This window comes from Streptomyces sp. SD15, from assembly GCF_054462255.1.
Genome location: NZ_JBTLMO010000021.1, coordinates 41,176 through 63,997, shown reverse-complemented (window position 1 = coordinate 63,997; position 22,822 = coordinate 41,176). Strand labels below are relative to the sequence as shown.

The 22,822-nt window shown below is 70.5% G+C and carries 8 protein-coding genes; 7 read left to right on the top strand and 1 reads right to left on the bottom strand.

Going from position 1 to position 22,822, the window contains the following annotated elements; all coding sequences use genetic code 11:
- Positions 1 to 39: 39 nt before the first annotated feature.
- On the bottom strand, positions 40 to 786 hold the full coding sequence (locus tag ACX28W_RS21795) for a thioesterase II family protein (protein WP_459000686.1): 747 nt from the start codon (positions 784 to 786) through the stop codon (positions 40 to 42).
- A gap of 609 nt (positions 787 to 1,395) precedes the next feature.
- On the opposite strand from ACX28W_RS21795, the gene ACX28W_RS21790 reads away from it, so the two are divergent.
- The 7 genes from ACX28W_RS21790 (at position 1,396) to ACX28W_RS21760 (ending at position 22,816) form a co-directional block, all read left to right on the top strand.
- Positions 1,396 to 1,611, top strand: coding sequence for an MbtH family protein (locus tag ACX28W_RS21790; RefSeq protein WP_459000685.1), 216 nt, complete (start codon positions 1,396 to 1,398; stop codon positions 1,609 to 1,611).
- 285 nt (positions 1,612 to 1,896) lie between these two features.
- Positions 1,897 to 2,598 (top strand): LmbU family transcriptional regulator, encoded by a 702-nt coding sequence (locus ACX28W_RS21785; protein ID WP_459000684.1) that lies wholly within the window; start codon positions 1,897 to 1,899, stop codon positions 2,596 to 2,598.
- A 118-nt stretch (positions 2,599 to 2,716) separates the two neighbouring features.
- Positions 2,717 to 4,303, top strand: a complete 1,587-nt coding sequence (locus ACX28W_RS21780; RefSeq protein WP_459000683.1) for an amino acid adenylation domain-containing protein — start codon at positions 2,717 to 2,719, stop codon at positions 4,301 to 4,303.
- 13 nt (positions 4,304 to 4,316) lie between these two features.
- The gene (locus tag ACX28W_RS21775; RefSeq protein ID WP_459000682.1) at positions 4,317 to 4,568 is read left to right on the top strand and encodes a phosphopantetheine-binding protein; all 252 of its coding nucleotides are present in this window, start codon (positions 4,317 to 4,319) and stop codon (positions 4,566 to 4,568) included.
- A gap of 280 nt (positions 4,569 to 4,848) precedes the next feature.
- Positions 4,849 to 6,036, top strand: coding sequence for an NAD(P)/FAD-dependent oxidoreductase (locus ACX28W_RS21770; RefSeq protein ID WP_459000681.1), 1,188 nt, complete (start codon positions 4,849 to 4,851; stop codon positions 6,034 to 6,036).
- Between the two features lie 44 nt (positions 6,037 to 6,080).
- Positions 6,081 to 13,865: an amino acid adenylation domain-containing protein gene (locus ACX28W_RS21765; RefSeq protein WP_459000680.1), complete on the top strand. Its 7,785-nt coding sequence runs from the start codon at positions 6,081 to 6,083 to the stop codon at positions 13,863 to 13,865.
- Positions 13,862 to 22,816 carry a non-ribosomal peptide synthetase gene (locus ACX28W_RS21760; protein ID WP_459000679.1) on the top strand — a complete coding sequence of 2,985 codons (8,955 nt, stop codon included), beginning with the start codon at positions 13,862 to 13,864 and terminating at the stop codon, positions 22,814 to 22,816. The genes ACX28W_RS21765 and ACX28W_RS21760 overlap by 4 nt, the downstream gene beginning before the upstream one ends.
- The last annotated feature ends 6 nt before the right edge of the window (positions 22,817 to 22,822 follow it).

Sequence of the window (22,822 nt, the reverse complement as noted above, 5' to 3'; positions counted from 1 at the left end):
AGGCGTCGGGCGGCCACGCGTCGGCGGCTCACCGAAGGTTCAGCAGGAGCGCGTCGCGCCCGTCGCGTCGAGCGCCGTGGTCGCGTCCCGCTCGATCTGCCGCAGCAGCGGCCCGGGATCGTCCACGAAGTAGAAGTGACCGCCATCGAAGACCCGCAGGCCCAGGAAGTGCTCGGTGTGCTCTTCCCAGCCCGTCATCCGCAGCGGTGAAGCGGAGTGGTCCTCGCCGCCCGCGTAGGCGGACAGCGCCACGGGCAGGGGACCGGAGTCGGGAGCGGGGCGCCAGTTCTCCACCAGGCGCAGGTCGGCCCGGATGACCGGCTCGTACACGGCCCACAGGTCGGGGTCGTCGAACGCCCCGTCGGGCGTGCCGCCGAGCAGCTTCAGACGGGTCCGCAGTTCGACGTCGGGCAGCTCGTGGTACCCGCTTCTCCGCCCCGCCGGCCGCGGTGCCGCTCGTGCGGAGACACCGACCCACACCGGCAGAGGCAAGCCCCGGTCGACGAGCCGACAGGTGATCTCGTAAGCCAGGAGGGCGCCCATGCTGTGCCCGAAAAGGGCGTAGGGGCAGGTCAGTTCGGGCTCAATGCCGCGCAGCAGGAAGTCGGCGAGGTGGCCGGCGTCCGTGATCTGTGGCAGGTCGAGCAGGTGGCCGTGGCCCGGGGCGTCGAGCAGCCGCACGTCCCACGTGTCCGGCAGCTCGGCAGGCCAGTTGCGGTACAGCAGGTGGGAGCCCCCCGCGTGGTGCAGGACGAACATGCGCAAGGCAGGTCGTGTGCTGTCCATCGCTCCCCCCTCGGATCGGGCCACGGGTCTTCGACCATAGAGCGGTGTCCGACCGACAGGGCGCGTGCACGAGAGGGGCTCTGCCGCTGGTGTAGCAGCTCTTGAGCGATCCTCGGACGGCTACCGGCAACGCGGGCAGCCAGGCCCGTACGACGACGGCGGTCCGGCCCGGAAGGCCAGGCCCCGCACCACCGCTCGAACCGGAGCGGACAGCGGACGGGCATCCTGCGGCTTCTGCGAGTCGGCCGCGCGGCTGCCGATGATCGGCTCGAGGATCCACAGGGAGTGACCGGACCCGAACCGAGCAGCCCTGACAGGCCCGTCCACGGGACACGGCGCGGCATCGTGGCACAGGAACGCAGCGGGGTACAGAGGATCCCGGTGGGGTGCAGATCCGGGCGGACGACCGGTTGACCGGCGAGCATGCCGCCCTTGTAGCGCTGACGGTCACATCCTTACGGTGACGTGGCAATGTCGGGGTCGCCCCCGATGCCGGGTGTCCTGTCGACCGGACAACGCCGATCGGCGAACCCGCGCCCGGTGCTTCTCGCACCCGGCCTGGCGATTCCCCATCCCGAGTCACCCCATGACGGTTAAGGACGGTGCCAGTTGAGCACGAACCCCTTCGACGACGAGGACGGCCGCTTCTACGTTGTGGTCAACGACGAGGAGCAGCACTCCCTGTGGCCGGTGTTCGCCGAGGTGCCCGCAGGCTGGCGCGTGGTCTTCGGCGAGGCGGCCAGGGCCGAGTGCCTGGAGCACGTCGAGCGCAACTGGACCGACCTGCGCCCCAAGAGCCTGCGGGAGGCCATGGCGGCGGACTGAACGCCGCTCGGATTCTCGTCGAGTCGACACCGCGGAACCCGTTGCCACCGCTCGTGACCCATGGGGGTGACGCGGAAGGGCCGTACGGCACACACCCTGCAGTCACCCCGGACTCGCGGCCGTCCGTCGACGGGCCCGCACACCTACGTCTCGCCGGCGCTCGCGAAGAACACGCGGCCGGCCCAAGTGGAACGACAGTGATCGCCGCCCGGGTGCTCGGTCCAGTGATCGGTTCACACCCGGGCAAACACTCTGAGTTGGGAGATGAAGGTTGTGAGGGGCGCTGTGAGAACCGCGAGCGCGGGGCCGGTGGACAACAGCGGTGAGCCCGCGCAGCGCGATACGGTCCTGTCCCTCGTGGGGACACAGGCCAAGGTGCACGAGTCGGGGATGATCTTCCCGGAGAACCTCTCGGAGCGGTCCTGGGAACGGATCGGGACCAGCCTGCGCGAGCTCGTGAACTCCTCGGCGTGGTGGCTCGCCGACTGGTTGATCTACGGGGAGACCACCTACGGCTGGCGGCGGTACAAGGAGGCGATCGAGCGAACGGGGCTCGACTACCAGACCTTGCGCAACTACGCGTGGGTGGGCAGGCGGTTCGAGCACCACCGCAGGTGGGACAGCCTCAGCTTCGCCCACCACGCCGAGGTGGCCCGCCTGTCGCCACCGGAGCAGGACTACTGGCTGCGCAAGGCCGAGCAGCAGAAGTGGTCGCGCAACGAACTCCGCAGGACGGTTCGCGCCAGCCTGGCCGCGCAGAGCGACACGACCGAGATCCCCTCGAGCAGCGACGACGAGAAGCAAGAGGTACCCCGGCTGGCCGAGTCGGCGGCCGCTGAGAAGCGCCGGCAGAAGGTCACCACGCTCACCATCGAGCTGTCCGCCGGCCAACTGGAGTACTACTCGAAAGCCGCGGCCGCGCATGGTCTGCCCGTCGGCAAGTGGGTGACCCAGATGCTCGAAACCGCCGAGCGGCGGACCGCCTAGGGCCTGTCCGGCGGACAGGCCCTGGAGGCGCATCGCCCGAACGTGCCGGCCGACCCCCGTTCCCCGTGGTGCGCCGGCGGCTCGTCCGACCGGACACCTCACACATCGGAGTCAGTTGATGATCCTTAAGGGAAAGCGGGTTGCCCTGCCCCCGGCGCCCGTCGTCCACAAGCAGTTCGAGGCGCACGCCGAAGCCACCCCCGACGCCGTTGCCGTCCTCTGCGCCGGCCGACAGGTGACGTACGCGGAGCTGGACGTGAGGGCCAACCGGTTCGCGCACTTCCTCGCCGCGCGCGGACACGGCCGAGGGGCGAAGGTCGGCGTCTGTCTCGACTACTCGATCGACATGCTCGTCGCCATCCTCGGCACGCTGAAGGCGGGCGCGGCCTACGTACCGTTCGACCCGGCCTACCCGGCGGCGAGGCTCCAGCTGCTGCTGGGCCAGGTCCCCGATCTCGCCCTGATCGTGGCCTCCCCGGCGACGGCCGAGATGGTCGAGTCGGCGGCCGTCGAGGTCGTCGATCTCGAGCAGCTCTCCGATCACCTGGCAGGTCTCCCGGCGACCTCTCCCGACGTCCCCGTCACGGGCGACGACGTGTGCTACGCCGTCTTCACGTCCGGGTCGACCGGTACGCCGAAGCTGACCGCGGTGCGGCACGAGGGCTGGTTCAACCTGATGAACTGGCTGAAGCTCGAGTACGGCCTGCACCGCGGGTCGAACAACCTGGTCGTCAGCGCGTTCGGGTTCGACCTCTCCCAGCGTGCCCTGATGACGCCGTTGTTCTGCGGCGCCACCCAGCACCTGATGGCGAGCCGGAACTTCGACGCCATGATGGCCTACCGCATCCTGACCGAGCACGAGATACGCGTGGTGCACTGCGCCTCGAGCACGCTGTACGTGCTGGTGGACTGGGAGACCGCACGCGGAGGTGAAGCGCTCACCCGGCTCGACTACGTGCTCTTCGGCGGGGAGCCGCTGAAGGTCGAACGGATTGCCGACTGGGCACGGCGCCAGGGCAATACGTGCACACTCCTGCACCAGTACGGCGTCGCCGAGTGCACGGATGTCGCGACGTCGTACGACCTCGCCGAGCACCGGCCCGGCGAACAGGACATCGCACCGGTCGGCAGGCCGGCCCACAACACCGACATCCACCTTCTCGACGAGCAACTGCGCGGTGTCGGCGCGGGGGAGTACGGCGAGATCTGCATCTCAGGGGCCGGCGTCGGCGCGGGCTACCTCAACGGCTCCGGCCCCGAGAACGAGAAGTTCACGACGATCGTGGTCGAGGGTGCGCCGCGCAGGCTGTACCGCACGGGCGACCGCGGCTACGTGACCGAGGCCGGCGAACTCGTCGTCGCCGGCCGGATGGACGCGCAGGTGAAGGTGCGGGGCATGCGCATCGATCCCACCGACGTCGAGCGCGCGCTCGGCAGGCTGGCCGGGGTCCGGGAGGCCGCCGTGGCGGTCACGTACACCGACTCCGGCGAGGCCGAGCTGATCGCGTTCATCGTCCCGGCGGGGGACGATCTCGACGAGAACGACCTGCGCACCGGCCTCCTCAGGACGCTGCCGCGGAATATGGTGCCGGCCAGGTTCATTCGCATCCCGCGAATTCCATTGAGCCCGCACGGGAAAGCGGACCGCGCCGCGCTGCTCGATACGTGCCGGGACCAGTATGTCGGCAGCGGCACCACGGCATAGTCGACGGACCTTGATGACAACCGAAAGGACTGTGATGATCGCCGATGAGGTGCGCGCCATTTGGTGCCGGAAACTCCAGCGCGACGACATATCGGTCGACGACGACTTCTTCGCCCTGGGCGGCCAGTCCGTGATAATGGCCAGCATTCAGGGTGCTTTCATCGAGGAGTTGGGCGTCGAGGTCCCGGTGGACCAGATGTTCCTCAACCCGACCGTGGCGTCCATTTCCGCGTACATCGAATCCCAGAGTGCGGTAACCCCCTAGCGTCGTGCCTGTTCGATGCCGTGTCGTGTCTCGCCGGCGAGACACGACACGGCACCCCGTCATGGGCGCGGACGGGTGGGATCGCCCGGTTTTGGGTGACCGTGGGACCGGCCCGGGTTCAGTGCCGTGTGTATTTCTCCCATTGGTTCGGGCGGCTAGCATCACATTCGTGTGCGGCAGCGGATATTTCATTCCGCTGCATCGACAGTGCGCTCAATCGCAACGACATTTCCGGCTGCGGCCGTTGGAATCCAAGAAGCCACGAGGTAAGAGAGGCGCCATGTACGACGTGATTGTCATAGGTGCCCGTTGTGCGGGTTCGCCGACGGCCATGCTTTTCGCGCAGCAGGGTTATCGCGTGCTGCTCCTGGAGAAAGCGCGGTTCCCGCAGGACACGCTGTCCTCGCACTACATCCACACGCAGGGCGTGGCGCTGCTCAATCGGTGGGGGCTGCTCGACAAGCTCCGCGACGCGGGCTGCCGGCCGATCGACCACCAGAGCTACGAGGCGCCCGGTGTCCGCATCGACGGCTTCTCCCTGCCGATCGACGGCCAGCGGACCACGTACGCGCCGAGGCGGTACGTGCTCGACCCGATCCTCGCGGACGGTGCCGTGGCGGCCGGCGTGGAGTTTCGGGAGTCCTGCGCGGTCAACGATCTGGTGTTTGAGGGCGACCGGGTCGTCGGGGTGCGGTACACGACGCCCGGCGGCGCCGAGGCGACGGACCGGGCGCGCCTGGTCGTCGGCGCGGACGGCATGCGCTCGCTGGTGGCCCGCAAGGTCGGCGCGCCGAACATCATCGAGCACCCGCGGATGACCTGCACCTACTACAGCTACTGGGCCGGGGTTCCCTCGCACTTCGAGCTGTACGAGCGGCAGGGGCGCTGGATCGGTGTCATCCCCACCAACGACGACCTCACGCTGCTCATGACCTACTTCCCGCAGGACGAGTTCTCCGAGATCCGCAAGGCGGTGGAACCTGCCTACCTCGATGCCTTCCGCACGACGGCGCCCGAGTTGTACGAGCGGATGTCGGCGGGCGAGCGCGTGGAGCAGCTGTACGGCACCGGGCACCAGGAGAACTACTTCCGCAAGGCCTTCGGGCCCGGGTGGGCGCTGGTCGGTGACGCGGTGAACCACAAGGACTCCATCACCGCCCGCGGTATCACCGAAGCCTTCGTCCAGGCCCAGTCGCTCACCGACCACATCGGGGAGCGGTTGCACGACGACGCGGCACTCGAGGACGCGCTGCAGGCTTACGAGGACGACCTGGACGACGACGCCCTCAGCCACTATCAGGGTGCGCTCAACGTGGCCGAGCTCAAGCCCGAGGGGCGGGCCGAGCTGCTGCGGAAACTGGTCGGTCACCAGGAGCTGATCGACCGGTACTTCTCGACGCTGTCGGGCGCCTGCTCCATCGACGACTTCTACAACACCGAACTCTTGACGCTGCTCGATCAGAGCTGAGTGACGGCTCGCTCCCTGGTGGTTCTGCCGATTTTGGAGACACAATGATCCCGTTGTCGTTCGCGCAGCGTCGACTGTGGTTCGTGGACCGGTTCGAAGGCCCTTCGCCGACCTACAACGGCGCTCTCGCCCTGCGGTTGACCGGTGAGCTGCACGTGGGCGCACTTCAGGCGGCGCTCCGCGACGTCATCGACCGGCACGAGGCCCTCCGCACGGTCATCGTCGAGGACGACGACGGCGTCCCGCACCAGCGGGTGCTGCCCTCCGGCCAGATGCCGTTCGGCCTGCGGGCCGTGGAGGCCGCGACGGAGGAGGAGCGGGCGGCGGCGGTCGACGAGGCGGCCACCGAGACCTTCGACCTGGCCGCCGACCTGCCGATCCGCGCCACCCTGGTGCGGCGCGGACCACGCGAGCACACGCTGGTGCTGGTGATGCACCACATCGCCGTGGACGGGGAGTCCTTCAGGCCGATGTGCCGCGATCTCATCACCGCCTACGCGGCCCGCCGAGAAGGCAGGGCTCCGGCGTGGGAGCCGCTCCCGGTGCAGTACGCGGACTACACGCTGTGGCAGCGGGACGTGCTCGGTGACGAGTCCGATCCGCACAGCCTGGCAGCCGGACAACTGGAGTACTGGCGGCAGGCCTTGGCCGACCTGGCGCAGCCGCTGGCGTTGCCCACCGATCGCCCGCGCCCCAAGTCGATGAGCCACCACGGCGACATGGTCCCGTTCTCCATCGACCCCGACCTGCTCCGGTCCGTGGAGAAGCTCGCCGCGCAAGCGGACACCACGGTCTCGATGGTCATGCACTCGGCCCTGGCGGTCCTCCTGCACCACCTCGGCTGCGGTGACGACGTGCCCATCGGCGCGCCGATCGCGGGTCGCACCGATGAGGAACTGCGCGAGCTCGTCGGGTTCTTCGTCAACACCTGGGTGCTGCGCGTCGACCTCTCCGGGAACCCGACCTTCCGCGAGCTGCTCCAGCGGGTGCGGGAGCGGGCCCTGGCCGCGTACGACAACCAGGACATGCCGTTCGAGCGGCTGGTGGAGCTGCTGAACCCGGACCGGTCCACCGCCTACAACCCCCTCTTCCAGGTGATGCTCGCCTGGCAGCCGTCCATACCGGAACTGGACTTCCCCGGCCTCGACGCCCGGTCCGAGCGGCTCGAGACCGCAACAGCCAAGTTCGACCTGTTCTTCGATCTGATCCCGAACGGCTCGGGCGGGGCGCAATGCCGTCTGGAGTACCGCACCGACCTGTTCGACAGGGACACCGTCGAGGGCATCGCGAACCGCTTCGTCCGCGTGCTGAGCCGGCTCGTGGCCGACTCGGAACGCAGGATCGGCGGCATCGATGTACTCGACGCGGCCGAGCGGGACCGGCTGCTCACCCGGTTCAACGACACCGCCACGGCGGTGCCCGAGCTGACGGTCCCGGAGCTGTTCGAAAGCCAGGTCGCCAGGACGCCGGACGCCCCGGCGATCGTGTGCGACGACCGGACGCTGACCTACCGGGAGCTGGACGAGCGGGCCAACGGCGTCGCCTGGGAGCTGGTGCGCCGGGGTGCCGGGCCGGAGGACCTGGTGGTCCTCGCGCTGCCGCGTACGGAGGACCTGGTGGCCGGGCTGCTCGGCATCCTCAAGTCCGGTGCCGGGTACCTGCCGATGGACCCGCAGTATCTCGCCGGGCGGGCCGAGAGCGTGCTGTCCGAAGCACGCCCGCGCTTCGTGGTCACCGACACCAGGACGTCCCGGGACCTGCCGCCGAACGACATGTCGAGCATCAACCTCGATGACCGCGCGCAGTGGGACGTGCCCGAGAGGACGCTGGACGACGCGGGCCGGATCTCGCCGCTGGGCCCGGACAACCTGGCGTACGTGATGTACACCTCCGGCTCCACGGGCAAGCCCAAGGGCGCGGCGGTCACCCACCGGGGCGTCGTCAACGGAGTGCGGGAGCTGGTGCGCGTCCTGGACGCGCCGCCCGGGTGGCGGATGCTGGCCGGCACCTCGGTGAACTTCGACGTCTCGGTCTTCGAGCTGCTGACCACCCTGTCCACCGGCGGCACCGCCGAGGTCGTGCCGAACGCGCTGGCGCTCGGCGAGCGGGACTCCTGGGACGGCCATGTGATCAGCGCGGTGCCCTCGGTGTTCGGGGAACTGGTCGGCCACTTGGAGAAGACGACGGACGTGCGCACGGTCGTGTTCGCGGGCGATGTGCTCCCGGCCCGACTGGTGCGGCAGGTGCGCGAGGCCCTGCCCGGCGTGCAGGTCGTGAACTCCTACGGGCAGAGCGAGAGCTTCTACGCCACCACGTTCGCCCTCGCCGCGTCCGCGGAGTGGGCGGAGAGCGAGGTCGCGCCGATCGGCACCCCGCTGGGCAACATGCGTGCCTACGTGCTCGGCCCGGGACTCGCCCCGGTGCCGCAGGGCGCGGTCGGTGAGCTGTATGTGGTGGGGACCTGCCTCGGCCGCGGCTACCACGGCCGCCCGGGCCTGACCGCCGAGCGCTACGTGGCGAACCCGTTCGGCCCCGCGGGCGAGCGGATGTACCGCACGGGCGACCTGGCCCGCTGGAACGCGCGGGGTCAGTTGGAGTGCCTCGGCCGCGGCGACGGCCAGGTGAAGGTGCGCGGCTTCCGCATCGAGACGGCCGAGGTCGAAGCCGCGCTCACCGCGCACCCCGGGGTCAGCGAGGCGGTGGTGATCAGCCGCGATGTGCCCTCGGGCGGGCGGCGGCTCGTCGCGTACGTGGTGTACACCGGCGAGGGAGCCGTCGGTGACGACGGCGCCGGCGGCATCGGCGATGTGGACGTGCAGTCCGGAGCTTCGGCCGCCGAGCTGCGCAAGTTCGTCGCGGCACGGCTGCCCGACTACATGGTGCCGTCGGCCTTCGTGGCCCTCGGCCGGTTTCCGCTCGGGCCGACCGGCAAGCTGGACCGCTCGGCGCTGCCCGAACCGGAGTTCGTGGGCGAGGCTTACCGGGAGCCGCGCACCGAGGCCGAGACGATCATCACCGCGGCGTACGCGGACGTGCTCGGTGTGGAGCGGGTCGGTATCGACGACGACTTCTTCGCGGTGGGCGGGGACAGCCTGCGCTCCATCCAGGTGGTCGCACGGGCCCGGGCCCGGGGCCTGGAACTCACCACCCGGGAGATCTTCGAGTGCCGCACGGCGGCCCGGCTCGCCGAGGTGGCCTCCGCCCGCCAGGAGCGGGTGCCCGTGCTCGCCGAGGACGAGGGCGGCGGCGTCGGACCGATGCCGTTGCAGCCGGTGGCGCGGCATGTGTTCGAGCACGGCGGCGGCACGAACCGGTTCGCCATGTCGATGGTCCTCGAACTGCCCGCGGGCATCGACGCGAGCGGCCTTGCCGCGACGCTGGACGCCGTGCTCGACCGGCACGACCTCCTGCGCGCGCGGCTGGTGCGCGGCGACGAGCTCTCCCTCGTCGTGCGTCCGCAGGGCACCGTGCGGGCGGCGGACCTGATCCGCCGGGTTTCCTGCGACGGCCGGTGGGACGAGCCGTCCTCGCTTCAGGCGGCGAAGGCGGAGCTGGACGACGCGGTGAGCCGGCTCGACCCGGAAGCCGGGACCATGGCGGACTTCGTCTGGTTCGCCGCGGAGTCGGGTGAGGGCCGGCTGCTCGTGGTGCTGCACCACTTGGCGGTGGACGGTGTCTCCTGGCGCATCCTCATGTCGGACTTCGCCGAGGCGTGGCAGCAGGTCCGCTCCGGCAAGGCGCCCGAGCTGCCCGCGGTCGGCACGTCGGCCCGCCGCTGGGCGTCGGCGCTTCAGGACGAGGCGCTCTCCGAGAAGCGGGAAGCGGAACTGGCGTACTGGCGGGACCTGCTCGAAGCGCCGAACCCCACGCTGGGCACGCGGGCGTTCGACCCGGCGGTGGATGTGTGGTCCACGGTCGACACCGTGCGGGTGGAACTGCCCGCCGAGGTCACCGAGGCGGTTCTGACCAAGCTGCCCGCGGCGTTCAAGGGCACCGGGACCGATGTGCTGCTCGCCGCGCTCGCCCTGGCGGTGAACCGGTGGCGCGGCGCGGACCGCTCCACCCTGGTCCGCCTCGAGGGGCACGGCCGTGAGGAGGACGTCGTCCCCGGGGCCGACCTCTCCCGGACCGTCGGCTGGTTCACCAGCATGTACCCGGCCCGGGTCGACGTGCGGGGGGTGGACCTGGCCGACGTGCTGGCAGGCGGCCCCGCCGCCGGGAAGGCGATCAAGCTGGTCAAGGAGCAGCTGCGCGGGGTCCCGGACAAGGGCATGGGGTACGGACTGCTGCGCTACCTGAACCCGGAGACCGCCGAGCGGCTCGCCGAGTACCCGGTGCCGCAGATCGGGTTCAACTACCTCGGCCGGATCTCCGACGCCGACGTGCCCGAGCACCTGCGCGCGCACGGGTGGGGACCGGCGTCCTGGTCCGCCGAACTGATCGCGATGCCCGACCCGGACCTGCCCGCACTGTCCGCCCTCGAGGTCAACTCGGTCGCCACGGACACCGCCGCCGGCACCCGGTTGCAGACGGCCTTCATGTTCCCCACCGGGCTGCTGTCTCGCGAGCGGACCTCCGAACTGGCCGAGCTGTGGGTGGAGGTGCTGCACGGCATGGCCGCGCACGCCGCACAGCCGGAGACCGGCGGCCTCACGCCCTCGGACGCTCCGCTGGTCTCGGTGCGGCAGGACGAGATCGAGGCCTGGGAGACGCGCTACGGCCGGCTGACCGAGGTGTGGCCGCAGGCACCGGGGCAGTCCGGGATCCAGTTCGAGGCCGCGCTCGCCGACGGCTCCTTCGACGTCTACCACATGCAGTTCGTGCTGCATCTGTCCGGGCCCGTGGACCCGGCGCGCATGCGGTCGGCCGGGCAGGCGCTGCTCGACCGGTATCCGAACCTGCGCTCCGCGTTCCTCGCCGGAGCCGGCGGAGATCCGGTGCAGGTCGTGGCGGAACACGTCACCCTGCCCTGGCGGCACGTCGATCTGACCGGTCGCGCCGCGGCCGAGCAGGACGCGGCGCTCGACCAGGCCCTCGCCGCCGACCGGGCCGACCGACTCGACCCCGGCAGGCCGCCGCTGATGCGCCTGGCCCTGCTCACCTGCGGTCCGCGGCAGGCGAAACTCATCATCACGGCGCACCACACCCTGTTCGACGGCTGGTCGTCGCCGTTGGTGATCAGGGATCTGATCCGGCTGTACTCCGCGACCGACGGGCTCGGCCCGGTCCGCAGCTACGGCGACTATCTGACCTGGCTGTCCACGCGGGACCGGAAGGCGTCGGCCGCCCGGTGGACCGCCGAACTCACCGGATTCGACCAGCCGACCCTCGTGGCCCCGAACGCTCCCGTCCAGGAGGCGGCGTCCGCCCTCGGGCGGGTCGAGGTACCGCTGTCCATCGACAAGGGGCGCGAACTCGCCCGGCGCGCCGCGGAACTCGGCGTCACGCTGAACACGCTCCTGCAGGGCGCGTGGGCGATCCTGCTCTCGAAGCTGACCGGGCAGCGGGACGTGGTGTTCGGAGCCGCCGTCAACGGTCGTCCGGCCGAGCTCCCCGGTTCGGACGAGATGGTCGGCCTGTTCATCAACACCCTGCCGACCAGGGCGTCCTGCCGACCGGACCACAGCGTCGCGCATGTCATCACCGACCTGCAGAACCGGCAGACCGCGCTGCTCGACCACCACTATTACGGGCTCGCCGACATCCAGCGCGACGTCGGGCTGCCCGCCCTGTTCGACACGATCGTCGTGTTCGAGAACTACCCGATCGACCGCGCGGGCATCGTCGACGCGAACACCGCGGCGGGGTTCACGATCGACGCCATCCGGCCGTTCGCGGGCTCGCACTACCCGCTCACCCTCAACGCCTCCGACCCCTACCTGCGGACCTCCCTCGACTATCAGAACAACCTCTACGACCGTGAGGCGGCCGAGCTGATCGCCGCCCGGCTCGTCCGGGTCCTCGACCAGGTGCTCGACGACCCGACCGTGCCGGTCGGCGCCGTCGAGGTGCTGTCGCAGGAGGAGCGGGACCGGCTGGTGCGCCGGGTCAACGACACGGCGCAGCCGGTGGCCGCGGATACGCTGCCGGGCGCGTTCGAGGCCCAGGTGGCACGTGACCCCGACCGTGTCGCGCTGATCGGCGAGCGGGAGAGGCTGACGTACGGGGAGTTCGACCGGCGTGCCAATCAGCTGGCGCACTGGCTGGTCGAACAGGGCGCGGGCCCCGAGCAGTTGGTCGCGGTGCGTATCCCGCGTTCCGTCGACCTGATGGTGGCGATCTACGCGGTCGTCAAGGCGGGCGCGGCCTACGTGCCGGTGGACACCGAGCTGCCCGAGGACCGGGTGCGGCATGTGCTGGACAACGCCAGGCCACTGCTGGTGCTCGACGGGACGCTTCCGGACGTGTCCGCGTACCCGACCGTGAACCCGGAGCGGGTGCTGTCACCGGACAACGCCGCGTACGTCATCTTCACCTCCGGCTCCACCGGCGGCCCCAAGGGCGTGCAGGTGTCGCACCGGTCGATCATGAACCGGTTGAAGTGGGGCTTGGCGCACTTCGACGTCGGCACCGAGGACCGGGTGCTGCTGAGCACCTCGGCGAGCTTCGACGTGTCGGTGCCGGAGCTGTTCGCGCCGTTGCAGGTGGGCGCCGCCGTGGTGATCGCGCGTCCGGACGGGCGCCGGGATCCGTCCTATCTGGCCGAGCTGATCCAGCGGGAGCGGGTGACCGGCGCGGACTTCGTGCCCTCCCTGCTGGAGGTGTTCGCCGGCGAGCCCGCGGCGAAGCAGTGCGACAGCCTGCGCTGGATCGAGGTCGCGGGTGAGGCGTTCCCGGCGGCGCTGGCGAACAAGGTCGTCGATCTGCTGCCGGACTGTGGTGTGCACAACCTCTACGGGCCCACCGAGGCGGCGGTGGAGGTCACGGCGTGGCAGCACGTGCCGGGGGCGGACCGGGTGCCGATCGGCGCGCCGGTCTGGAACACCCAGGTGTACGTGCTGGACGCGGCGCTGCGTCCGGTCGCGCCGGGAGTGGCGGGCGAGCTGTATCTCGCCGGCGCCGGGCTGGCGAGGGGCTACCTCGGGCAGAGCGCGCTGACCGCGAACCGGTTCGTCGCCTGCCCCTTCGGCCCCGCCGGCGCGCGGATGTACCGCACCGGGGACCTGGTGCGCTGGAACCAGGACGGCCAGGTCGAGTACATCGGCCGCACCGACTTCCAGGTCAAGGTCCGCGGCTTCCGGATCGAGCTGAGCGAGGTGGAGTCGGCGCTGACCGCGCACCCGGACGTCGACAACGCGGTGGTCGTGGTGCGCGAGGACCGCGCCGGGGACCAGCGGTTGGTCGCGTACGTGATCCCGGGCAACAGCACGGCGGACCCGTCCGGCCTTGACGTCGCGGCTCTGACGGATCTGGCCCGGGAGCGGCTGCCGGAGTACATGGTCCCCTCGGCGATCGTGCCGCTCGCCGCGTTCCCCACGACACCGAGCGGGAAGCTCGACCGCAACGCGCTCCCCGCACCGGACCACACCGAAGCCACGGCCGGACGAGGGCCGCGCAACCACAACGAGGAAGTCCTCTGCCGACTGTTCGCCGAGTTGCTCGGTGTGGACGAGGTCGGCATCGACATCGACTTCTTCGACCACGGCGGGCACTCGCTGCTGGCCACCCGGCTGATCGGCCGCGTACGCAGCGAGCTCAACGCCGACATGAAGGTCACGACGGTGTTCCGCAATCCGACCGTCGCCCAGCTGGCAGAGCAGATCGAGAAGCTGGCCACGTCGAAACGTCCCCGGCTGCGCCCGATGAACGTACAGGAGAACCGTCGATGATCCCGTTGTCCTTTGCCCAGAGCCGGATGTGGATCCTTCACAAGCTGGAAGGCCCGTCCGCGACCTACAACGTCCCGTTCGTGCTGCGCCTGGAAGGGTCCCTGGACACGACGGCCCTGGCCGCAGCGGTGACGGACGTCACGACCCGGCACGAGAGCCTGCGCACCCTGGTCGTCGAGGACGCGGACGGCACGGCGGAGCAGCGGATCCTGCCTCCGGAGGAGTCGGTCTTCCCCTTCCGTGTGGTCGACGTGGCCGCTGACGCGGTGGACGCCGCACTGCACGAGGTCGCGCGCGAGCCGTTCGACCTGGACACGGAGCTTCCCCTGCGGACGACCGTGTTGCGGATCGCTCCGCAGGAGCACGTCCTGGTGTTCGTGTTCCACCACATAGCCGCGGACGGGTCGTCGGTAGCGCCGTTCGTCAGGGACCTGGTGTCGGCGTACACGGCCCGCCACCGCGGGAGTGCACCGGAGTGGACGCCGCTGCCGGTGCAGTACAAGGACTACACGCTGTGGCAGCAGCAGCTCCTGGGTGACGAAGCCGACCCGGAGAGCACTGCTGCGGAGCAACTGGCCTACTGGAAAGAAGAGTTGGCCGAGGTGCCGCAGCCGCTGCAGCTGCCGCTGGACCGGCCGCGTCCGAAGTCGGCCAGCCACCGCGGCGGCGAGGTCCTGTTCACGTTGGCACCTGAGCTGATGTCCCGGTTGCACAAGCTGGCTGCGGACCGCGGTGCCACGGCGCCGATGGTGGCTCAGGCAGCGCTGGCGGTGCTGCTGAACAAGCTGGGTGCAGGGGAGGACGTGCCGATCGGCAGTCCGATCGAAGGGCGCGGGGATGAGCAACTCGATGATCTGATCGGGTTCTTCGTCAATACCTGGGTGCTGCGTGCCGATCTGTCGAAGAACCCGTCGTTCGGCGAGCTGCTGGAGCAGGTGCGGGACAAGGCCCTCACCGCGTATGACAACCAGGACGTACCGTTCGAGCGGCTGGTGGAGCTGCTCAACCCGGAACGCACCACCGCCTACATGCCGTTGTTCCAGACGGCCCTGGGCTGGCAGTTCGTGTGGGGCGAGATCGAGATGCCGGGGCTGCGGGTCACTCCCTTCCCTGTGGGCACCGGCACCGCGAAGTTCGACCTGCTCTTCAACATCGTCCCGAACGCGTCCGGCGACGGCACGCAGGGACTGCTGGAGTACGCGACGGACCTGTTCGACCACACCACGGCCGAACGCATCGTCGACCGGTTCGTGCGCATCCTGGAGCAGGTGCTCGAGGACCCGACGGTGCCGATCGGCGCCGTCGAGGTGCTGTCGGCCCAGGAGCGGGACTGGTTGCTGCGAGGGGCCAATGACACGGTGGCGGCGGTGCCGGAGCGGACCGTCGACGCGCTCTTCGCCGAGCGGGCCGCTGCGACGCCGGATGCGGTGGCGGTGGTGCGTGGGGACGTGGCGCTGACGTATCGGGAGGTGGACGAGCGGGCCAATCGGCTGGCGCGGGTGTTGACCACACGGGGTGTGGGGCCCGAGTCGGTGGTGGCGGTGACGGTGTCCCGATCGCCGGAGTGGGTGGTGGCGATCCTGGGGGTGCTGAAGGCGGGCGGGGCGTATCTGCCGGTGGATCCGGCCTATCCGGCGGAGCGCGTGGCGTTCATGGTGGCGGATTCCGGCGCGGTGCTGGTGATCGAGGACGCCGTCTCGGCGGGGCAGATGCCGGAGCTGTCCGCGCCCGCGATCAGCCTGGATGATCCGGACGTGGCCGCGGCGCTGGCCGGGGCCGACCCGGGCCCCGTGACCGACGCCGACCGGCGCGGCCCGGTGGCGGTGGCCAATACGGCGTATGTGATCTACACCTCGGGTTCGACCGGGACGCCGAAGGGGGTGGCGGTCAGTCACTCGGGAATGGCCGGCTTGGTCGAGACGGAGGTCGAGCGGCTTGAAGTGACGCCGGCCAGCCGGGTGTTGCAGTTCGCCTCACCGAGCTTCGACGCCTCGCTGTGGGAGTGGGGCATGTCGCTGCTGGCGGGGGCGACGTTGGTGCTGGCCGGCCCGGATGAGCTGGCCGCGGGCGAGCCGCTGATCGAGACGATCGCCGCCCACGGGGTGACGCACGCGACGTTGCCGCCGGCAGTGCTGGCGGCATTGCCGGCGGGGTCGCTGCCGAGTGTGGAGACGTTGGTGGTCGGGGGTTCGGCCTCCTCGCCGGAGTTGGTGGCGCAGTGGTCGGCCGGGCGGCGGATGATCAACGGCTATGGCCCGACGGAGATCACGGTGTGCGCCGCCATGAGCACGGCGATGGTGGGTGACGGCCGTACTCCGCCGATCGGGCGGCCGATCGCCAACACCCAGGCATATGTGCTGGACACGGCGCTGCGCCCGGTCGCGCCCGGGGTCGCCGGTGAGCTCTACATCGCCGGCCCGGGGCTCGCCCGGGGCTACCTCGGGCAGAGCGCGCTGACCGCGAACCGGTTCGTCGCCTGCCCCTATGGTGCGCCGGGAACCCGGATGTACCGCTCCGGGGACCTGGTGCGGTGGAACAAGGACGGCGAGCTCGAGTACCTCGGGCGAACCGACTTCCAGGTCAAGATCCGCGGTTTCCGGATCGAGCTGGGTGAGATCGAGCACGCGCTGACGACGCACCCCGGTGTGGCACAGGCGGCGGCCGTGGTGCGTGAGACTCCGCAGGGCGACAAGCAGCTCGTGGGGTATCTGGTACCCAAGCCGTATGCCGCCGCAGTGGCCGTTGCCGACGCTCAGGTGGATGAGTGGCGCGACCTCTACGACGACAGCTATGCCGATTCCAGCGATGAAACGCTGGGCGACGACTTCCAGGGATGGAACTCCAGCTACACCGGTGAGCCGATCCCGCTTGAGCAGATGCGGGAGTGGCAGGACGCGGCGGTGGCACAGGTGCTGCGGTTCGCGCCGAAGCGGGTGCTCGAGATCGGTGTGGGTTCCGGTCTGCTCCTTGCGAAGATCGTCGGCGAAGTCGAGGAGTACTGGGGCACCGACATCTCGGGCACGGTGGTGGACCGGGTCCGGGCCCAGGCCGAGCAGGCCGGATACGGTGACCGGGTCCGGGTGAGCGCCCAACCGGCCGACGACATGTCCGGGCTGCCTCATGGCCGGTTCGACACCGTCGTACTCAACTCCGTGGTGCAGTACTTCCCGAACGTCGAGTACCTGGACCAGGTGCTGCGCCAGGTGATGGAACTCCTCGTGCCGGGCGGCCGCGTCATCGTCGGTGACGTCCGCAACGCCACGACACGCAGCCTTATGCAGACCGCGGTGCACCGTGCGGCACACCCGCACGCCTCGCACGAAGAGTTGCGGACGGTGGTGCAGAGGGAACTGCTGGCCGAGAGGGAACTGGCCATCGCCCCGGAGTGGTTCACCGACTGGGCAGGAGACGATTTTGTCGCGGTCGACATCCGGTTGAAGCCCGGGCAGGCGCACAACGAGCTGACCCGGCACCGCTACGAGGTAGTCCTGCACAAACAACCGGCTGACGTACTCGACGTGGCCGGCACGCCGTCGGTGCCGTGGGGCCGGGAAGTGGACGACCTGGTCGGCCTTGGCCGCTGGGCGGACCGGGCGGGCGGCCCGGTGCGGGTGACCGGGATACCCAATGCGCGTCTGGTCGAGGAGGTCGCACTGACTGTGGCGACAGGTCTCCTCGACCCGGCGTCCCAGCCCGGTGAACCGGTCGATCCGCAGGAACTGCTCCAGTGGGCACGTGAGCACGGCCGGGACGCGGTTCTCACCTGGTCGGGACAGGACATGCGGTACTTCGACGCGGTGCTGCTGCCCGAGCAGCAGACCGGGCAGCGGAATGTCTCGGGCTTGTTCGTTCCCAGCGGTGCGGGCGGGCGGGTTTGGGCGAACAACCCCGCGCTGGCCAGGTCGATCGGTCCGTTGCTCATCGAGCTGCCCGAGTACCTGAGCGAGCGTCTGCCCGACTACATGGTTCCTCCCGCGCTCGTGCCGCTTTCGGAGCTGCCGCTGACTCCGAACGGGAAACTGAACCACCGGGCGCTGCCTGCGCCGGACTACGGGCAGGTATCGACCGGTCGGGCACCGCGCAATCAGGTGGAGGAGACCCTCAGCGCGCTGTTCGCCGAAGTGCTCGGCGTGGACAACGTCGGCATCGACAACGACTTCTTCGCCAGCGGCGGGGACAGCATTCGCTCCATCCAGATCGTCGCGCGGGCCAGGGCGCGCGGCATCGAGGTCAGCACGCGGGAGATCTTCGAGCGCCGCACGGTCGCCCGGCTCGCGGAACTGGTGGAAGGACGCGAAGAAGAACGCCTCACCCTGGCCGAGCTGCCGGGCGGCGGCGTGGGATGGGCTCCGCTGATGCCGACGGCGAAGCACGTGCTCGCGCTCGGTGGTGGCCTGGGCCGACTCTGCATGTCCATGATGCTGACCCTGCCCGAGGGCATCGACCGTGCGGGCCTTGTGGCGACGGTGCAGGCCGTCCTTGACCGGCACGACGTGTTGCGTTCCCGACTCGACCGGACGCGGCAAGGCCTGTCGATCGAGCCGGCCGGCAGCGTGGACGCCGGCACGCTGCTGCGGGAAGTCCCCTACGGCGACGCCGATGTGCACGCCGAGTTGGATGCGGCCGCGGACCGGCTCGACCCGGACGCGGGCGCCATGGCGCAGTTCGTGTGGTTCACCTCCGACACCGACGCGGACCGGCTGCTGATCGTGCTGCACCACCTGGTCGTCGACGGGGTGTCGTGGCGTCTCCTCCTACCGGACCTGGTCTCGGCCTGGCAGCAGGTCCAAGGCGGCCGCACTCCGGAACTGGCAGGGCCAGGTACCTCGTTGCGCCGGTGGGCGCATGCCCTGGTCGACGAGGCGGCCAGTCCGCAGCGGGTGGCGGAACTGCCCGTGTGGCAGCAGATCCTGCGCGCGGACGAGCCGGTGCTCGGAAGCCGGGAGCTGGACCCGGCGCGGGATGTCGCCGCCACCGTGGACACGGTGCGCATCCAGGTGCCGGCAGACGTCACCAAGACCGTGCTGAACATGGGGCCCGCAATCTTCCGGGGCGGTGTCGACGACGGGCTGCTGGCCGCGCTGGCACTGGCGCTGGCCCGCTGGCGTCAGACGCGGGGCGTGCCCGCCTCCTCGGCGCTGGTCCGGCTGGAAGGGCACGGCCGCGAAGAGGAGGCGGCGCCCGGCGCGGATCTGTCGCGCACGATCGGGTGGTTCACCGCGATGTATCCGGTGCGCCTCGACCTGACAGGCGTGGACGTGGCGGACGCGTTCGCCGGTGGTCCGGCCGCCGGCCGGGCGATCAAGGCGGTCAAGGAGCAGTTGCGGGCGGTTCCGGGCGACGGTATCGGCTTCGGCCTGCTGCGCCATCTCAACCCGGCCACCGCCGCCGCGCTGTCCGCGGACCGGGAACCGCAGATCGGGTTCAACTACCTCGGCCGGACTTCCGGTACGGAGATCCCCGAGGAGCTGCGTGGCCAGGGCTGGGCACCGGACACCACACAGCGGGACCTGATCGCCGCGCCGGACGCGGACATGCCGGTGATGTCGGCGCTGGAGATCAACGCGGTGGCCACCGACACCGGCGCCGGTGACGAGCTGACCGCCTACTTCGGCTTCCCGACCGGTGTGCTCTCCCACGAGGAGGTGACCGAGTTGGCCGGGCTGTGGGTCGAGGCACTGACCGCCCTGGCCCGGCACGCCGCGACACCCGAGGCCGGCGGACTGACTCCGTCGGACGTGCCCCTGGTCGACGTAAGCCAGAAGGAGATCGACACCTGGGAGGCCCGGCTCGGCCACCTGGCCGAGGTGTGGCCGGTGACCCCGGCCCAGTCCGGGATCCTCTTCCATTCGATGCTGGCCGGATCCTCGTTCGACGCCTACCACGTGCAGCTGGTGTTCCACCTCTCCGGTGAGGTCGACCCGGAGCGGATGCGCCGGGCCGGGCAGGCGCTGCTCGAGCGCCACGCCAGCCTCCGTGCGGCGTTCGTCAACCGGGCCGACGGCGATCTCGCGATGGCGGTGCCGGCGGCGGGGGTGACCCTGCCGTGGCAGTACCTCGACCTGACCGGGCACGGCGAGGCGGAGCGAACCGAGACGTTCGAGCAGTTCCTCGAGCAGGACCGGGCCGCCCACTTCGACGTGGACACCCCACCGCTGGTCCGGCTGGCACTGGTCGCCCTTGAGCCCGGCCGGGCCGAACTCGTGATGACCGCCCACCACGCGCTGTATGACGGCTGGTCCACGCCCTTGCTGATGCAGGACCTGCTGCTGCTCTACGCATCCCACGGCGACGGGGCCGGTCTGCCCGGCACGCGGAGCTATGGTGAGTTCCTGGCCTGGTACACGAGGCAGGACCAGGACGAGGCGGCACGGGCGTGGGCGGCCGAGCTCGGCGGGGTCGAGGAGCCGACCCTGCTCGCTCCGGGATCCGCGGGCGGCGACGGCCTCGACCAGATCCAGGTCACCCTCCCGCTCGACGTGTCCGGCGAACTCAACCGGCGCGCCTCCGAGTTGGGCGTCACCGTCAACACCCTGGTCCAGGGCGCCTGGGCGCTGCTGCTCGGCCAGCTCACCGGCCGCCAGGACCTGGTGTTCGGCGCCACTGTCTCCGGGCGCCCGGCCGCGGTGACGGGCGTCGAGTCGATGGTCGGGATGTTCATCAACACCCTGCCCGTACGCGTGGAGTACGCGCCCGGCGACACCCTCGCCGAGGTCGTCACGCGGCTTCAGCACCGGCAGGCCGGCCTTCTGGAGCACCACCACTACAGCCTCACGCAGATCCAGCAGTCCCTCGGCCTGCAGACCCTCTTCGACACGCTGGTCGTCTTCGAGTCCTACCCGGTCGACCGGGAGGGCATCAGCGCCGCCGGCGAGGCCGCGGACGGAATCGCCTTCACCGGCATGCGCTCGTCCAACGGCACCCACTACCCGCTGGCCCTGATGGCGGCGGTCGAGTCGCAGCTCCAGTTCCTCCTCCAGTACGTGCCCGGTGTCTTCGACCGGGACACGGTGGCGGCGTACGCGGCCCGATTCGTGCGCATCCTGGAACAGCTGGCGGCCACCCCCGAGCTGAAGATCGCGCAGCTCGACGTCCTGGAGCAGGCCGAACGCGACCGACTCCTCGTCGAGTTCAACGACACGGCCGTCCCGACTCCGGACGTCACGATCACCGGGCTCGTCGAGGCACAGGCGGCGAAGACCCCGGACGAGGTCGCCGTGGTCGCCGAGGGCGAGTCGCTCACGTACCGCGAGGTGAACGCCCGGGCCGACCGCCTGGCGCGCGAACTGGCCGGCCGTGGAGTGGGCCCGGAGTCGGTGGTCGCGGTGTCGCTGCCGCGGACGGCGGACCTGGTGGTCGCCCTGCTCGCGGTCCTGAAAGCGGGCGGCGCGTATCTGCCGGTCGACCCCAGGTACCCCAGCCACCGCCTCGCGGCCATCTTCGAGGAGGCGCGGCCGCGCCTCGTCCTGACGGACTCCGCCACGGTCGCGGTGCTGCCGGAGCACGACGCCCCGGATGTCCTCCTCGACACGCTCGACCTGTCCGCAGACGCCACCGGCCTCGAACTGTCGCTCCACGCACAGCAGTTGGCGTACGTGATGTACACCTCCGGCTCCACGGGCAAGCCCAAGGGCGTCGCCATCACCCACGGATGCGTGGTCAACGGTGTGCTGCGGCTGGCCTCCCGCGTGGGCATGGAGCCCGGCAAGCGGCTCCTCGCGGGCACGTCGGTCAACTTCGACGTCTCGGCGTTCGAGATCTTCACGACCCTCGCCGGCGGCGGCGTCGTCGAAGTCGTCCAGGACGTCCTGGCCCTGAGCGACCCGAAGGGCTGGAGCGGCAGCGTCATCTCCACCGTGCCGTCCGCCTTCGCCGAACTCGTCGACGACATCTCCGACCGCACCAGCGTGGAGACGGTCGTGTTCGCCGGCGAGGCCCTCCCCTCGTCGCTCGTCGAGAAGACGCGCGACGCCTTCCCGGGCGTACGGATCGTCAACGCCTACGGGCAGAGCGAGTCGTTCTACGCCACCACCTTCACCGTCGACGGCGATACACAGGCCTTGACGGGCAGCGCGCCCGTCGGCACCCCGCTCGGCAACATGCGCACCTACGTCCTCGGCCCCGGCCTGACTCCGGTGCCGCCGGGCGCGGTCGGCGAGCTGTACGTCGGCGGGAACGTGGGCCGCGGCTACCACGGCCGCGCCGCACTGACCGCCGAGCGCTTCGTCGCCGACCCGTTCGGCCCGAGCGGTGCGCGCATGTACCGCACCGGTGACCTGGCCCGCGTCAACGGCGAGGGTCAGCTGGAGTACGTGGGCCGCGGGGACGCGCAGGTCAAGGTGCGCGGCTTCCGCATCGAGCCCGCCGAGGTCGAGGCCGCGCTCACCGCGCACCCCGGCGTCGCGCAGGCCGCCGTCATCGCCCGCGACGGGCGCGGCGGCGGCACCAGCAAGCAGCTGGTCGCGTACGTCGTGCCCGCCGTCACCGGCGACACCACGACGACCGACGACCCCCGTGGCCCGGAGACGAAGGAGCTGCACGCCTTCGTCGCGGAGCGGCTGCCGGACTTCATGGTGCCGTCCGCCTTCGTGGTCCTCGACCGGCTGCCGCTCGCCCCGAACGGCAAGCTGGACCGGGTCGCGCTGCCCGAACCGGAGTACACCGGCGCCGCCTACCGGGCACCCCGCACCGCCCGCGAGGAGACCCTGGCCACGCTGTTCGCCGAGGTGCTCGGCGTGGACCGGGTCGGCGTCGACGACGGCTTCTTCGAGCTCGGCGGGCACTCCCTGCTCGCCACCCGCCTGATCAGCCGCGCCCGCGCCGTGATGGGGATAGAGATACCTATCCGCAAGATCTTCGACCTGCCGACAGTGGCCGCGCTCGCCGCGTGGTCGGAGGAATCGGCCGCTCCCCGTCGCCCCGGCCTGCGCAAGATGTTCGTAGAGGAGTAAGAAGCA

Bases quoted from the DNA above. Each gene is read 5' to 3' on its own strand.
- ACX28W_RS21795 (WP_459000686.1), bottom strand. From the start codon at position 786: ATGGACAGCACACGACCTGCCTTGCGCATGTTCGTCCTGCACCACGCG.
- ACX28W_RS21780 (WP_459000683.1), top strand. From the start codon at position 2,717: ATGATCCTTAAGGGAAAGCGGGTTGCCCTGCCCCCGGCGCCCGTCGTC.
- ACX28W_RS21775 (WP_459000682.1), top strand. From the start codon at position 4,317: ATGACAACCGAAAGGACTGTGATGATCGCCGATGAGGTGCGCGCCATT.
- ACX28W_RS21770 (WP_459000681.1), top strand. From the start codon at position 4,849: ATGTACGACGTGATTGTCATAGGTGCCCGTTGTGCGGGTTCGCCGACG.
- ACX28W_RS21765 (WP_459000680.1), top strand. From the start codon at position 6,081: ATGATCCCGTTGTCGTTCGCGCAGCGTCGACTGTGGTTCGTGGACCGG.
- ACX28W_RS21760 (WP_459000679.1), top strand. From the start codon at position 13,862: ATGATCCCGTTGTCCTTTGCCCAGAGCCGGATGTGGATCCTTCACAAG.